Source organism: Hathewaya histolytica (genome assembly GCF_901482605.1).
GTDB classification, from domain to species: domain Bacteria; phylum Bacillota; class Clostridia; order Clostridiales; family Clostridiaceae; genus Hathewaya; species Hathewaya histolytica.
This window is the reverse complement of the sequence record NZ_LR590481.1, coordinates 2,499,364-2,514,451: the sequence shown is the minus strand read 5'-3', so window position 1 is coordinate 2,514,451 and position 15,088 is coordinate 2,499,364. Positions and strand designations below refer to the sequence as shown.

Below are 15,088 nucleotides of genomic sequence, written 5' to 3'. Positions count from 1 at the left end.
AAAATTTAACTATTTTATGGTTAAAATTATTTTAATGATGTAAAATATAATATAAAACATGAATAATTTTATCATATATACGGAAATAATTCGTTAAAAATTTTTTAAAGGTGATGTTGATGGAAAATAAGTTTACTAGAAATCAAAGGGTAGCTGCGATAACAAAGGTTTTAATTGAAAATCCTAATAGGATAATAAACTTAAATACTTTTACGAATACTTTAAATGCGGCAAAATCTACTATAAGTGAAGATATTGTCATAGTAAGAGAATGTTTAGGTAAACTTTCCATGGGAAAAATAGAAACAGTATCTGGGGCATCAGGGGGTATAAAATATATACCAGAAATAAGTGATAGGGAAGGACAAGAATTTATTGAAGAGTTGTGTACTATGCTTATGGATAAAAATCGAATAATACCAGGTAACTTTCTTTATATGACGGATTTACTTTATAATCCGAGGATAATAACCAAGGCAGGAGCTATTTTAGCGTCAAAGTTTAATCATTTAAATTTAGATTGTGTTATAACAGTTGAGACTAAAGGCATTCCATTAGCTTATGAGGTGGCAAAATGCTTGGGTGTTAAACTGGTTATAGTTAGGCATGACACTAAAGTTACTGAGGGTACAACGGTAAGTATTAATTATGTATCTGGATCTACTAAGAGAATCCAAACTATGACACTTTCCACAAAGTCAATAGATAGAGGAAGTAAGTGTTTATTTATAGATGACTTTATGAAAGGTGGAGGAACTGCTACGGGTATAATAAATCTTCTTACAGAGTTTCAATGTGAGCTCTTAGGTATAGGAGTATTGATAGAACAAATAGATGATAAGGAAAAATTAGTAAAAGATTACATATCCCTAGTGCAATTTCAAGGTATCACGGAAGAAGGAGAAGCGATTTTACTACCTTCATGTAAAAAATAAAATTAATTTAAATAGTATAATATGTACAACACTGTAATTTTACAAAAACATTTCTAGTTATTTAAAAAAATTTAGAATTTTTTAAACAATTAGAAGGAAAAATGTAATTTGTAGAGAATAGATATATAAAGTAACTGTTTTGGAGGTGGACCTATGCAAATTACAGATGTAAGAATAAGAAAAATTTCTGCAGATAGTAAAATGAAGGCTATTGTATCAGTAACCTTCGACGGAGAATTTGTTGTACACGACATTAAGGTTATAGAAGGAAAGAATGGACTTTTTATAGCTATGCCAAGCAGAAAAACACCTAATGGAGAGTTTAAAGATATCACTCATCCAATAAATACTGATACAAGACAAAAAATACAAGATTCTATTTTATCGGAATATGAAAAGGTTAAAAATCAAACTGAAACAGAAGAATGTCAATGCGAGTGTCATTGTCAATGTGAAGAATAAATTTAAAAGGAGTTGATGCTCCTTTTTATTTTTTTGTACTGGTGAGGTTTTTGAGTGCATTTTATTAAAGTAAATTATTAAAAGTTTTTTTATAAGGTTGAAAATATATAGCTTATAAAATATAATATAAAGGGATTTTTATATTTATAAAATATATTAATGTAAAAAATAGATGAATGAGGTGTTCAATTTGTGTAAGTGTGCTATTATATTAGCAGCAGGGGAAGGCAAAAGAATGAAATCAAGCCTGCCAAAAGTTTTACATAAAGTTTGTGGAAAAGAAATGGTAAACCATGTTATAGATAATCTGAAATCAGCAGGAATACAAGATATTAATTTAGTTGTAGGAAAAGGTGCTGATAAGGTAAAAGAAGGAACTAAAGACAGAAAAATTACTTATTCATTTCAAGATAAACAATTAGGAACAGGTCATGCTGCAATGTGTGCACAAGAATTTCTTAGTAATAAGAAAGGAACTGTAGCTATTTTTGTGGGCGATGGACCTCTTATCACTAAGCAAATGGTAGAAAAACTATTCGAATTTCACACAGATGGAGAATATAAAGCTACTGTCATAACATCTATTCTAGAAGAACCAGCTAAGTATGGAAGAATTATTAGAAATTCTTCAGGAGAAGTAGAAAAAATTGTTGAATTTAAAGATTGTAACGAAGAAGAGGTTCAAGTTAATGAAATAAATTCAGGAATGTATTGTTTTGATATTGAATTATTGCTAGAAAATTTACATAAATTAAATAATAATAATGCACAAGGTGAATACTATCTTACAGATGTAATTGAGATATTCAAAACTCAAGGTCTTAAAGTAGGTGCATTTACAGTACCAGTTGAAGAGATAACTGCCGTAAATTCTAAAGTAGAACTTTCAAATGCAGAGATAATTATGAGAAAAAGAATAAATAAGATGCATATGGAAAATGGTGTTACATTAATAGACCCGAACAACACATATATTGGGTCAGAAGTTGAAATAGGTTCTGACACTATAATATATCCAGGCAATGTAATAGAGGGTAAGACTGTTATTAAGGAAGGATGTATGTTGTATCCAAATTCTAGAATCAAAGATAGTATAATAGGTGCTCAAGTTACTATTCAAAGTTCAGTGGTTCTAGATAGTAACATTGGAGAAAACACTACAGTAGGGCCATTTGCATATATAAGACCTGATAGTAACATAGGTAAAAATGCAAGGATTGGCGATTTTGTAGAAATTAAAAAGTCAACAATAGGTGATAATACTAAGGTATCACATCTAACATACATAGGAGATTCTGAAGTAGGTTCAAAATGTAATTTTGGTTGTGGGACAGTAATTGTAAATTATGACGGAAAAGAGAAACATAAGACAATCATAGGAGATAATGTTTTTATTGGATGTAATGCTAACCTTATATCACCAGTTGAGATTAAAAACAACTCATATGTAGCTGCTGGTTCAACAATTACCAAAGAAGTTCCGGAAGGAAGTTTGGCCATTGCAAGAGCTAGGCAGACTAATATTGACAAGTGGGTAGAAAAAAAGGGGCTAAAGAAATAATATTTAGGAGGTCTAGAGATGCAATTTAATGGTAGTAACATTAAAATTTTCACAGGTAATGCCAATAAAAAATTAGCAGAAGACATTGCTGATAGACTTGGTATATCTTTGGGGAATTCAGAAGTATCAACATTTAGTGACGGGGAAATTTCTGTCAATATTAATGAAACAGTAAGAGGAACTGATGTGTTTGTAGTTCAATCTACTAATGCGCCTGTAAATCATAATCTAATGGAATTATTGATTATGATTGATGCATTAAAAAGAGCATCAGCTGGAAGAATTACAGCTGTAATACCTTACTATGGATATGCGAGACAAGACAGAAAAGCTAAGGCAAGAGATCCAATTACAGCTAAATTAGTAGCTGACATAATAACAACATCAGGGGCAGATAGGGTTCTAACAATGGATTTACATGCAGCACAAATTCAAGGATATTTTAATATCCCAGTAGATAATTTAATGGGTTGTCCAATACTTGGTAACCACTTTGTAGAAAAGGGATTTAAAGATAGAGAAGATGTTGTTGTAGTATCTCCTGATTTAGGAAGTGTTGCAAGATCAAGAAAATTTGCAGATAGATTACATGCTCCAATAGCAATTATCGATAAAAGAAGACCTAAAGCTAATGTGTCAGAAGTAATGAATATAATTGGGGATGTAAAAGATAAAGTTTGTATAATGATTGATGACATGATAGATACAGCAGGAACAATAACAAATGGTGCTGCTGCATTAAAAAAGATGGGTGCAAAAGAAGTTTATGCTTGTTGTAGCCATGGCGTCTTATCTGGACCTGCCATAGAAAGATTAGAAAATTCCGTTTTAAAAGAAATCGTTATGTTACATACAATAAATTTACCAGAAGAAAAGAAAATAAGTAAATTTAGAACATTACCAGTTGCGCCTATATTTGCTGAAGCTATCAAAAGGATTCATGAAGATGTTTCAGTAAGTAAACTTTTCGAGGGATAATACTTTTTTATATAAGACATGTTATGATTAAATCATAGCATGTCTTTATTTTGAATATAAAGATTTAAGGTAAATATTTTGTAACTTTTATGCTAAAAATAATAATAATACAATAAATTATGATAAATTAATATTATAAGTTTTAAAAGGAGGAGTTTAGGGTGGAAGGGTCAATCGCAAGAGTTTTAATAGTAGATGATGATGAAAATATATGTGAAGTAATAAAGATGTATTTAGAGAATTCAGGATATGAAACAGATATGGTTCATAACGGTAGAGATGCTATAGAGAAGTTTGGTGTATATAAACCTGACCTAATGATTTTAGATATAATGTTACCTTATGTAGATGGTATCGATGTACTTAAAGCTATTAGAAAAGATTCAGAAACTCCTATAATTCTTTTAACGGCAAAGGGTGATACTTTTGATAAGGTTCTAGGTCTTGAACTTGGAGCTGATGATTACATGGTAAAACCTTTCGAACCTAAAGAATTATTAGCAAGAGTTAAAGCTGTACTTAGAAGGTATAATTTAGAAGGAACTAATAAAGAAGTTTTAAATTTTGAAGATTTGGAAATAGATATTAACTCATATAATGTAACATACAAAGAAGCAGAAGTAAAAATGCCTCCAAAAGAATTTGAGCTTTTATACTTTTTAGCATTAAATAAAAATAAAGTGTTTACAAGAGAACAACTATTATGCGAAGTTTGGGGGTATGATTACCCAGGTGATTCAAGAACTGTAGATGTTCACGTAAAAAGATTAAGAGAGAAGCTACAAGGCGCTGATAGTTGGCAAATTGAAACAGTTTGGGGTGTAGGTTATAAATTTGAGGTAAAGTAGATGAAAAAAAGAGGATTATTTACTAAAATGCTAGCTACATATACGCTTATAATATCTTTGAGTTTTGTTATATTAGCTACATTTCTTTCCTTTTGGTTTGAAACTTATTATTTTAAACAAAGAAAAGAGCAATTGGAAAGTCAATCAGTTATAATAAGTCAGCTAGCACTAAGATATATAAAAAATGAAACAACTCCAGAATCTGTGGAAGAAACTTTAGAGTTTATAGGTGGTTATTTAAATGCTGATATATGGATAGTGGATAATTGGGGGTATATATATGCTGTTTCTAACTCTTCACATAAAAAATTAATAGGAAATCAACTTTTTATAAAAGATATTGAAGACCTAAAAAAAAGAAAAATAATTGAGAAGAAGGGTACTTATGGGCAAATATATAACAATTTAATTCATAGTATAGAAATTCCTATATTTACACCTGCAAAAGAGTTTGCGGGAGCCATTATAATGAATACACCTATGACAGAAATTACGGAGCCCTTAAATGGAGTATACGAAATAATATGGATATCAGTAATTTTGGGAATAATAATATCGTGTATAATAATTTATAGATTTTCTCAAAGAATAATAGTAAAACCTTTGGGAGAGATAAATCAAGTTGCAAGAAAGATATCAAGAGGAGAAGTAGAAAAGAGGGTAACTATAAAGGCCGACGATGAAATTGGTGAGCTTGCAAGTTCATTTAATTATATGGCAGATTTTTTGGAAAAGGTTGAGGATAATAGAAGGCAGTTTATATCCAATGTATCTCATGAAATACGTTCACCTATAACTTCTATAAAAGGATTTATAGGTGGAATAATAGATGGAATTATACCAAAGGAAAAAGAAAGATACTATTTAAAATTGGCTTATGAAGAAATTCAACGTCTAACTCGTTTGGTTAATGAACTTTTAGATCTTTCTGCATTACAAGATGGTAAGTTTAAATTAATTGTAGAAGATGTTGATATAAATGAAATTATAAGGGTTACAGTTCTAAAATTTGAAACTAAGATAAGAGAAAAAGATTTAAAAGTAGATGTATGTTTTGATAATGACAAGCTTTTGGTAGTTGCAGATAAAGATAGGCTTGTGCAAGTAATTACAAACTTATTAGACAATGCTATTAAGTACTCTAAAGATGAAGCTGAAATAAAGATAAATTGTAAAAGTAAATCCAAAAAAGCTATAATTTCTATATATAATGAAAGTGATCCTATACCTGAGGATACTCTAAACAAGTTATGGGAAAGGTTTTATAGAGGTGATAAATCTAGAACGGCTAAAGTGAGTACAGGCTTAGGACTTTCTATAGTAAGGGAAATTTTATCACAACTTAATCAAGAAATATGGGCACAAAATATAGATAAAGGTGTATGCTTTTCCTTTACTTTGGATAAGTCTAAAAAGAATTAAACATTTTAAACAGGAAGTGATAAGGTGAAGAAAAAATCTAGACTTATTACTAAGAAGTTTGACAAAAAACAAAATGTTAATACGGTGCAAAAAAATATAGAATTTAGAAAAAGTAAAAAACAAAAAAGGATTAATTATTTTATAAGAACCACTTTTATTATTACAGTTACTGTAGTGTCAGGAATGTTTATAAGTGCATATATGAAAAATGATAATAAGACTAAAACTATAAATCTAACTAATAAAAAGCTAACTACTAAATTCGAAAACAAGAAGATTATTTCTAAAAAAGAGATATTAGAAAACAACAAACATGCTTTAAACAAAATTGAAAAAGGCATTGTTGTAATAAAAAATGGAAATAAGAAGAGGTTGGGTGTAGTTTATAGAGATGATGGACATATAATAACTTGTTCTGATAATATAAACCTAAAAGAAAACATTGAAATTCAGTTTTTTAATAAGGTTATACGTCATGGAGAGTTCATAGGTAAAGATTCTTTAAGTAAGATTGGTGTTATTAAGGTGGATGTTGGTAAGATTGATTTTCCAGACATAATAGACAATACATCTAAAGGTGATAGGGTTATAGTTATAGAAGAAAAGAGTAAATTAGAGGATGTAGAAATATTTCAAGGAAGTGTTGAAGGCATCCATAAGAAGATATTTGGTAATAGTAATACATCTATTAAAGGTAAAAGTCTTATTAATGTAATAATAACCAATATACTAAGAAGAGAAGAAACTGATAATATTTTTATGTATAATGAGGGTGGTAACTTAATAGGAATAAATTTTGCACCTAAAGTTAAGCTTTCCCCAGAAATAACTTATAGTGCTTTAAAAATTACAGAAGTACAGGAAATTGTAGAGAATATATTAAATAATAATAATACAGTTATAAAGAATATAGGAATAATGGGAAAAGGCACAGTTCCTACTTCTAATGATGGAGTTAAAGGCCTTTATATACAAAAAGTTTGTAAGGGGAGTATAGGTGAGATTGCTAAAATTAGACCAACAGATATAATATTGGCAGTGAATGATAAGGAAATTAAAGATTTAGCTCAGCTGGTTGAGATTGTAAGTAATCATAAAAAAGATGATAGATTGATTTTGAAAATTTGGAGAAATGGTGAAATTATTTATAATGATATAAGTGCTTATAGCTTGAAGTAATACACTAAATAATTTAAAATAAATAATTAGCATGCATATGCATGCTAATTATTTTTATAAATTTTAAAGAGGTATGTTGGAGGTCAAAATGTATTTAGTAATTGGACTTGGAAACATTGGAAAGGAATATGATAAAACGCGACATAATGCAGGGTTTGATGCAATAGATATTTTAGCAAAGGAGTATAAACTTGGCATTGATAGGGAAAAATTTAAAGGATTATATGGAGAAGTCAGAATAGGAATGGAGAAGGTCATTCTTTTAAAACCTTCCACATATATGAACCTAAGTGGTGATAGTGTTATATTAGCTTCAGATTATTTTAATATCCCTTCACAAAACATAATAGTACTATATGATGATATTAGTTTGGATGAAGGTAGAGTTAGGATAAGAGCTAAGGGCAGTGCGGGTGGTCATAACGGAATAAAGGATATCATAAAAAAGATAGGTACAGACGATTTCCCTAGAATTAAAATAGGGGTAGGTGCACCTAGGGGGGAGCTCGTGTCTCATGTTTTAGGAAGATTTTCTAAAGAGGGAAGAGCGAAAGTTGAAGGTGTATTAAATGTGTGTCCAGAAATAGTAAAAACAATCATAAGTGAAGGTGTTCCTGAAGCCATGAATAAATATAATGGTTTTATTGCTGAGTAATGAAGTGATTGCTTAGATTAAGAGGTGTAATATTATGAGATTAAAAGGATTAATGCAGCCACTACTCGAGAGTGATAAGTTTCTTGAAATAAATAAAAATATAGATAAGAATAACTTTCCTGTAGGAATTTATGGCATATCAGAATCAGCAAAAGCTTATTTAATAAGTGGATTATATAATAAAATAAATAAGCCAATACTAATTATTACTCACAGCGACGTAGAGGCTAGAAATCTTTATGAAGATTTAAACTTATATATACCTAATTTAAGTTATTTTCCCACTAAAGAATTAGTGTTTTATAATATAGATGCTATTTCTGGTGATTTAAGATGGGAAAGATTACGGGTTTTAAAAGAAGTTCTACAAGGAAAAAATAGTGTACTTATAACTTGTGTAGATGCATTAGCTTCTGTTTACACCCCTGTAGATTTATTTAAAGAGAATATATTTAAGCTTTCAGTAGGAGATATATTAGATATAAAAGAATTAAGTGAAAAGCTCGTTCAATGTGGATATGAAAGAAGTCTAACTGTTGAGAATAAGGGTCAATTCTCTATAAGAGGAGGAATAATAGATATATTCCCTCCTATAGCTGATATGCCTTATAGAATTGAACTTTTCGATGATGAGATAGATTCTATCAGAACATTTAGTGCTGAGACACAGAGGAGTATAGAAAAGTGTTATACTATAGAGATTTTTCCAGCAAAAGAGATAATTCTTTATAATGAAAATCTTAATAAAGGATATAATGCGATAAAAGAAGACTTAAACATTTTATCAGATAAATTCAAGGATAGTAAGAAAAATGAAGAAGTAGAAAAGATAAATGGAATAATAAAGAGTAATTTAGAATCTTTAAAAGAAAGATGGAGTTTTGAGACAATAGACAGTTATATACCATATTTCTATGAAAAAACCTCAACTTTTTTTGATTACTTTAAAGGTGCTTTTTTAGTAATGGATGATCCACAGAGATGTTCGGGTAAAATAGAGAGCCTTTATATGGAGTTCAATGAAAACTATGAGAATTTTTTGAGCAGAGGAAATATACTACCTAGACAAGGTGAATTAATTATAAGCAGAGATATGCTTAAAGGGATATTAGAAGAAAAAGAGATGATTACAGTTAGCTCTATGCCTAAAACTTTAAAAGAATTTGCTCCAAAATCCATAGTATCCTTTACTCAAATAACATTAAATGATTATCATGGACAACTTGATCTGCTAATAGATGATATTAGAGATAAAAAGAAAAAGCAATATAAAATATTAATATTATCTGGAACTAAAAGTAGAGGACAAAGGTTAATAGATACTTTAATAGATAGAGGAGTGGAAAGTGTTTATAAAGATTTAGTTGATGAGATACATAACGGGGAAGTCGTTGTAAGCTACGGAAGTCAACTAAAAAGTTATGATTATCCAGATTTAAAGCTTTGTGTTATATCAGATAAAGGTGTTTTTGGTGAATCTAAAAGAAAGTTGAGAAGCAGTAAAACGTCTCAAAAGGGTATATCAAAAATAAAGAGTTTTACTGAATTAAAGTTAGGTGACTATGTAGTTCATGTAAACCACGGTATAGGTGTATATAGAGGAATTAAGCAGCTTGAAGTTGGAAACCATAAAAAAGATTATCTTCAAGTTGCCTATGGCGGTAATGATATACTTTACGTACCTGTAGAACAATTGGATCTTGTACAAAAATATATCGGTTCGGAAGGGAAATCACCTAAGGTTACAAAGTTAAGTAGTGCTGAGTGGACAAAGGCTAAACGGAAAGTAAAAAAATCTATAGAAGATATAGCAGAAGAATTGATAAAATTGTATGCAGCAAGAAGTATACTAAAAGGTTATGCTTTTTCAAAGGATACTGTTTGGCAAAAACAATTTGAGGAGGAATTTCCATTTCAAGAGACCCCTGATCAGCTAACTGCTATAGAAGACATAAAAAAAGATATGCAATCCAATAAACCTATGGATAGGCTACTTTGTGGGGATGTTGGATATGGAAAAACTGAAGTGGCGCTAAGGGCTGCCTTTAAATCCGTGATGGATGGCAAACAGGTGGCAGTTTTAGTTCCCACAACTATATTAGCAAAACAACATTATAATAATTTTTTAAAAAGATTTAGTGATTTTCCTGTAAAAATAGATATGCTTTCTAGATTTAGGACACCAGCTGAACAAAAGAAGGCATTACAATTATTAAAAGAAGGAAATTTAGATATTATTATAGGTACACATAAAATATTACAGAAAGATGTTATCTTTAAAGATTTAGGTCTTTTGATTGTAGATGAAGAACAAAGATTTGGAGTGAAACATAAGGAAAAAGTGAAAGAGTTAAAGAAAAACATTGATGTCCTAACTTTATCAGCAACACCTATCCCAAGAACATTACATATGTCCTTGACAGGGGTGAGGGATATTAGTGTTATAGAAACTCCACCAGAAGAAAGATATCCAATTCAAACTTATGTTGTTGAATTTAATGAACAACTTATTAGAGATGCAATTCTAAGGGAGATTAGTCGTGATGGACAGATATTCTTTGTATACAACAGGGTAGAAACTATATTAGATATGAGTTCATATTTGCATAAATTAGTTCCGGAAGCAAGGATAGCTGTGGCACATGGGCAGATGAGTGAACGGGAATTAGAAAATATAATGATAGATTTTATAGAACAAAAATATGACCTTCTTCTATGTACTACAATTATAGAAACTGGTATAGATGTTCAAAATGCTAACACAATGATAATATATGATGCAGATAAAATGGGATTATCTCAGCTTTATCAGCTAAGAGGAAGAGTTGGACGTTCTAATAGATTAGCTTACTCATATTTTACTTATAAAAAAGACAAAGTCCTAACAGAGGTAGCAGAGAAAAGATTAAAAGCAATAAAGGAATTTACAGAACTAGGATCTGGTTTTAAAATTGCTATGAGAGATTTAGAAATAAGAGGTGCAGGTAATATGATGGGATCGTCCCAGCATGGACATATGTCTTCTGTTGGATATGATCTATATTGTCGTATGTTAGAAGATACTATAAGTAAAATCAAGGGTGATATAGAAAAAGAAGAAATTGAAACAACCATAGAAATTAAAATAGATGCATATATCCCTAGTGGATATATTAAGGATGAAACACAAAAAATCGAAGTTTATAAAAAAATTGCATCTATATCGTCTATGGATGAATTGATGGATATACAAGAAGAAATTGAAGATAGATTCTCAGATATTCCAGTACCAGTTAATAATCTTATTAATATAGCTTACTTAAAAAGCGTTGCAAATTCAATAGGAATAGTAGAAATTAAAGAGGTTAAAGATAGAGTTAATATGCAGTTTTTAAATAAAGATAAGCTTTCAAAAGATATTATTAAAAAAGTTTTATCTGAATATAGAAAAGAACTTATAATTAAAATGGGCGAAGAGCCTATAATAGCTTATAATTTAAAAAATATAAAAAAGGAAGATTTATTGGAGAATTTAATAAAAATTCTAAAAGACTTTAAAAGTATAGTTTTAAATAGGTAATATTTGTGATAGAATAAATTTTGTAGAATATGAATTTTATTCAAGGATATACAGATAGATAATAAAAAAATAGATATGAATCGGGGGAAGTAAAGTGAAGAATACAAAGAAAGTTGTAAGTATTGTTTTAGCATTTTCAATAACAGTTGGATTAACAGGTTGTAAAATGGTACAAAAAACACCTGAATCTGTAGCTAAAAGTAAAGTTGCCAAAGTAAATGGTAAAGTGATTACTAGAGGAGAAATTGATGATAGATTAGCATTTATGCATGCTGCATTAAAAGAAAAGTTTGGAGAAAAATATGAAGAGAATTCAGAAGCTAAAGAAATTTTACAAAAACAAAGAGAGCAATTACTTCAAGTTTTAGTTAGCAATGAAATTATATTAAAGAAATCTAAGGATTTAAAGGTAAAGGTAACTGACGAAGAAATAAATAAAAAAGCTGATGAAGCTTATAAACAAATAAAAGCTAATTTCCCAAAAGAAGAGGACTACAAGAAGGCTCTTGAAAAAGAGAAGCTTACAGAGGAAAAATTAAAATCTAGGATAAAAGAAAATGTACAAATAGAATTAACTACAAATAAATTATATGAAAGTGTAACTAAAGATGTAAAAGTAGATGAAAAGGAAATGAAAGAACATTACAATAAAAATGTGAATGATTTTACAGAAAAACCTAATGGTGTTAAACTTGCACAAATAGTTGTAGAGAAGAAAGAAGAAGCGGATGCTATAAAGAAGAAATTAGATGGTGGTGCAGATTTTGCTAAAATTGCTAAAGAGAAAAGTAAAGATGAAATGACTAAATCTAAAGGTGGAGAAATAGGATTTTTAACATATAGAGAACTTTATCAAAAACCTTATTTAACAAGTACAATGACACTTAAAAAAGGTGAGGTAACTACACCAGTTAAAGATGAAGATGGATTTCATATTGTAAAAGTTTTAGATAAAACAGACTATCCAGCAAAAAAATATGAAGAAGTAAAAGAGAGAATAAATGAAAAATTAATAGCTGAAAAGAAATTAAAAACTTGGGAAGAGAATATGAAAAAGTGGAAAGAAGAAGTAAAAGCTAAGACTTATGAGGATAATTTAAAATAATATATGAAAATTATGTCTTACTATGAAAAAATGATTTATATATGTGTATAAAATTTCATAATTATAAAGATAATAATAACACAAGGATATTTTATGTAACACATGTATAAAAGGAGGAAAACAAATGAAGGCAACAGGTATAGTAAGACGTATAGATGATTTAGGAAGAGTTGTTATACCTAAAGAAATTAGAAGAACTTTAAGGATAAGAGAAGGAGACCCACTAGAGATATTTACAGATAGGGAAGGTGGCGTAATACTAAAGAAGTATTCTCCAATAGAAGAGTTAAGTAATTTTTCAAAGGAATATGCAGATGCTCTTCAACAATCTCTTGGAGGAACAGTAATAATAACAGATAAAGATGGTATTATTTCAATAAGTGGTGGATCTAGAAAAGAATATATGGATAGAAAAATCAGTTCTGATTTAGAAAGAATTATGGAAGAAAGAAAGCCTATTATTTTAGGTGAAGGATCAGAAGATATAATTCCTATATATGAAGATGATGATGAATCTAGATATAAGTACCAAGTTATAGCTCCAATAATAGCTGAAGGAGATACCATTGGTAATGTAGTTATGTTGACTGATGATGACAGAAAAGAATTTGGAGATTTAGAGTTAAAGCTAGCTGAAACGGCAGCTAATTTCTTAGGAAAGCAAATGGAATAATACATAAGTGGCAGTAAGAACTTTTCTTACTGCCACTTATTTTTTTCTTAAGTAATAATACCTAAAATAAAAAATATATTTAATATAGGGCAATTTTATATATTTATTATTGGGGGTAATTATTTATGAAAAGACAGACCTTGATAAAAAGCACCTTAATTTTAGGGGCAGCTGGTATATTTGCAAGGTTTTTGGGGTTGTTTTTTAGAATCCCAATGCAAATTCTCCTTGGTGATGAAGGTATGGGATATTATCAAATGTCATATCCATTATATCTTACTTTTATAGCGGTATCTTCAGGGATACCTATAGCGGTATCAAAGATAATTTCGGAGATGAATGCTAAAAATGATGGAAATGGTATACTTAGAGTTATTCGATCCACTTTTTTAATTATGATTCCTACGGCTTTGGCATTTTCCTTTATATTAATATTTTTTTCCGATAACATAATAACCTCTTTAAGATGGGATAGAAAATCATACTATGCATTAATAGCTACATCTCTTGCGCCTGTATTCGTAATAACAATGGGAATTTTAAGAGGTTTTTTTCAAGGATTACATAATATGAATCCAACTGCGATTTCGCAAGTTATAGAGCAAATAGGAAGGGTAGTTGGGGGGGTAGGCCTTGCATATATGCTTTTTCCTTTAGGTATAGAATATGCGGCAGGTGGAGCTGCGTTAGGAGCACTAATAGGTTCTTTATTAGGATTTATATATTTAGTTATAAAATTTTTATCAGTATTAAGATATATACCTAAGAAAAAATCAGATATTAAGCGTCCCATTGTAGGTGATATATTGAGAAATGCTATTCCGTTTTCTTTTGGGGCTGTAGTAGGAACAATAATGGGATTAGTTGATTCTATAGTAGTTCCAAGAGGGTTATTAAGGGCAGGGTTTTCAAGCAAAGACGCAGCTATATTATATGGACAACTAACGGGAAAGGCAGCTACATTATCTCATGTACCGTTAGCTCTTTCTGTGGCTTTATGTACATCTATTGTTCCTATTGTAGCGGAAGCATATGTGAAAAACAGAAAGGTAGAATTACAAAATAAAGTAGAAGGAGTTATAAAACTTTCTAGTGTGATTTCAATGCCTTCAGCTATGGGATTATATTTTTTATCATATCCTGTAATGAGCCTGGTTTTTAGAGGAGACTTTGGCGGATATACGATTTTAAAATATATGGCTATATCTTTACCATTTATAGTACTAAGTCAATGTAGCACAACTCTTCTACAAGCTATGAATAACTTTTATGCTCCAGTTAAAAATCTTGCAATAGGATGTATATTAAAAATTATACTAACTTATATACTAGTACCTATTCCTAATATAAACATATATGGCGCAGTTATAGGATCTACAATAGGATATATAACCTCTAGCATTTTAAATATGATTTTAATTAAAAGAAAGCTTTTAATGCCTATAAATATGTTGGATTCCATAATAAAGCCTATTATAGCATCTTTAATTATGTCTATTTCTGTAATATTGGGGTATAAATATATGTATACGCATACACTAAGTAATGATTTAGCTTGCTTATCAGCTATAGTAATTGGTGTTATTACTTATTTATTAGCAGTAATTATACTTAAGATTTTCAGTTATAAAGAAGTTAAAGGAAAATTTAATGTATCTTAAGGTATACGATATTTTAAATAATAAATTTATGTTAAAATTACATAGGAAGG

The 15,088-nt window shown here is 29.6% G+C and carries 12 protein-coding genes; all 12 read left to right on the top strand.

All coding sequences use genetic code 11. From position 1 onward, the window contains the following. Positions 1-119: 119 nt before the first annotated feature. Positions 120-935 carry a pur operon repressor gene (gene purR / locus FGL08_RS12150; protein ID WP_138211029.1) on the top strand — a complete coding sequence of 272 codons (816 nt, stop codon included), beginning with the start codon at positions 120-122 and terminating at the stop codon, positions 933-935. A gap of 153 nt (positions 936-1,088) precedes the next feature. Continuing rightward, positions 1,089-1,397 carry a septation regulator SpoVG gene (gene spoVG, locus FGL08_RS12145; protein WP_138211028.1) on the top strand — a complete coding sequence of 103 codons (309 nt, stop codon included), beginning with the start codon at positions 1,089-1,091 and terminating at the stop codon, positions 1,395-1,397. Between the two features lie 190 nt (positions 1,398-1,587). After that, positions 1,588-2,958 (top strand): bifunctional UDP-N-acetylglucosamine diphosphorylase/glucosamine-1-phosphate N-acetyltransferase GlmU, encoded by a 1,371-nt coding sequence (gene glmU / locus FGL08_RS12140; protein ID WP_171012066.1) that lies wholly within the window; start codon positions 1,588-1,590, stop codon positions 2,956-2,958. An 18-nt stretch (positions 2,959-2,976) separates the two neighbouring features. After that, a complete protein-coding gene (locus tag FGL08_RS12135) occupies positions 2,977-3,936 on the top strand; it encodes a ribose-phosphate diphosphokinase (protein ID WP_138211026.1) in 960 nt (319 codons plus the stop codon). Between the two features lie 161 nt (positions 3,937-4,097). After that, the gene (locus FGL08_RS12130) at positions 4,098-4,784 is read left to right on the top strand and encodes a response regulator (protein WP_138211025.1); all 687 of its coding nucleotides are present in this window, start codon (positions 4,098-4,100) and stop codon (positions 4,782-4,784) included. Further along, a complete protein-coding gene (locus tag FGL08_RS12125; protein WP_138211024.1) occupies positions 4,785-6,206 on the top strand; it encodes a sensor histidine kinase in 1,422 nt (473 codons plus the stop codon). It abuts the gene before it with no gap. A gap of 24 nt (positions 6,207-6,230) precedes the next feature. Next, entirely contained in the window at positions 6,231-7,385 is a 1,155-nt protein-coding gene (locus FGL08_RS12120) for a S1C family serine protease (RefSeq protein ID WP_138211023.1), read from the top strand. A gap of 88 nt (positions 7,386-7,473) precedes the next feature. Further along, entirely contained in the window at positions 7,474-8,040 is a 567-nt protein-coding gene (pth, locus tag FGL08_RS12115; protein ID WP_138211022.1) for an aminoacyl-tRNA hydrolase, read from the top strand. Positions 8,041-8,074: 34 nt separating this feature from the next. After that, positions 8,075-11,599, top strand: a complete 3,525-nt coding sequence (mfd, locus tag FGL08_RS12110) for a transcription-repair coupling factor (protein WP_138211021.1) — start codon at positions 8,075-8,077, stop codon at positions 11,597-11,599. Between the two features lie 94 nt (positions 11,600-11,693). After that, positions 11,694-12,704: a peptidylprolyl isomerase gene (locus FGL08_RS12105; protein WP_171012065.1), complete on the top strand. Its 1,011-nt coding sequence runs from the start codon at positions 11,694-11,696 to the stop codon at positions 12,702-12,704. Positions 12,705-12,828: 124 nt separating this feature from the next. Beyond that, positions 12,829-13,377, top strand: coding sequence for a stage V sporulation protein T (gene spoVT, locus FGL08_RS12100; RefSeq protein ID WP_138211019.1), 549 nt, complete (start codon positions 12,829-12,831; stop codon positions 13,375-13,377). Positions 13,378-13,502: 125 nt separating this feature from the next. Beyond that, positions 13,503-15,038, top strand: coding sequence for a putative polysaccharide biosynthesis protein (locus tag FGL08_RS12095; RefSeq protein ID WP_138211018.1), 1,536 nt, complete (start codon positions 13,503-13,505; stop codon positions 15,036-15,038). The last annotated feature ends 50 nt before the right edge of the window (positions 15,039-15,088 follow it).

Bases quoted from the DNA above. Each gene is read 5' to 3' on its own strand.
- FGL08_RS12095 (WP_138211018.1), top strand. From the start codon at position 13,503: ATGAAAAGACAGACCTTGATAAAAAGCACCTTAATTTTAGGGGCAGCT.
- FGL08_RS12125 (WP_138211024.1), top strand. From the start codon at position 4,785: ATGAAAAAAAGAGGATTATTTACTAAAATGCTAGCTACATATACGCTT.
- spoVT (WP_138211019.1), top strand. From the start codon at position 12,829: ATGAAGGCAACAGGTATAGTAAGACGTATAGATGATTTAGGAAGAGTT.
- purR (WP_138211029.1), top strand. From the start codon at position 120: ATGGAAAATAAGTTTACTAGAAATCAAAGGGTAGCTGCGATAACAAAG.
- pth (WP_138211022.1), top strand. From the start codon at position 7,474: ATGTATTTAGTAATTGGACTTGGAAACATTGGAAAGGAATATGATAAA.
- mfd (WP_138211021.1), top strand. From the start codon at position 8,075: ATGAGATTAAAAGGATTAATGCAGCCACTACTCGAGAGTGATAAGTTT.
- FGL08_RS12135 (WP_138211026.1), top strand. From the start codon at position 2,977: ATGCAATTTAATGGTAGTAACATTAAAATTTTCACAGGTAATGCCAAT.
- spoVG (WP_138211028.1), top strand. From the start codon at position 1,089: ATGCAAATTACAGATGTAAGAATAAGAAAAATTTCTGCAGATAGTAAA.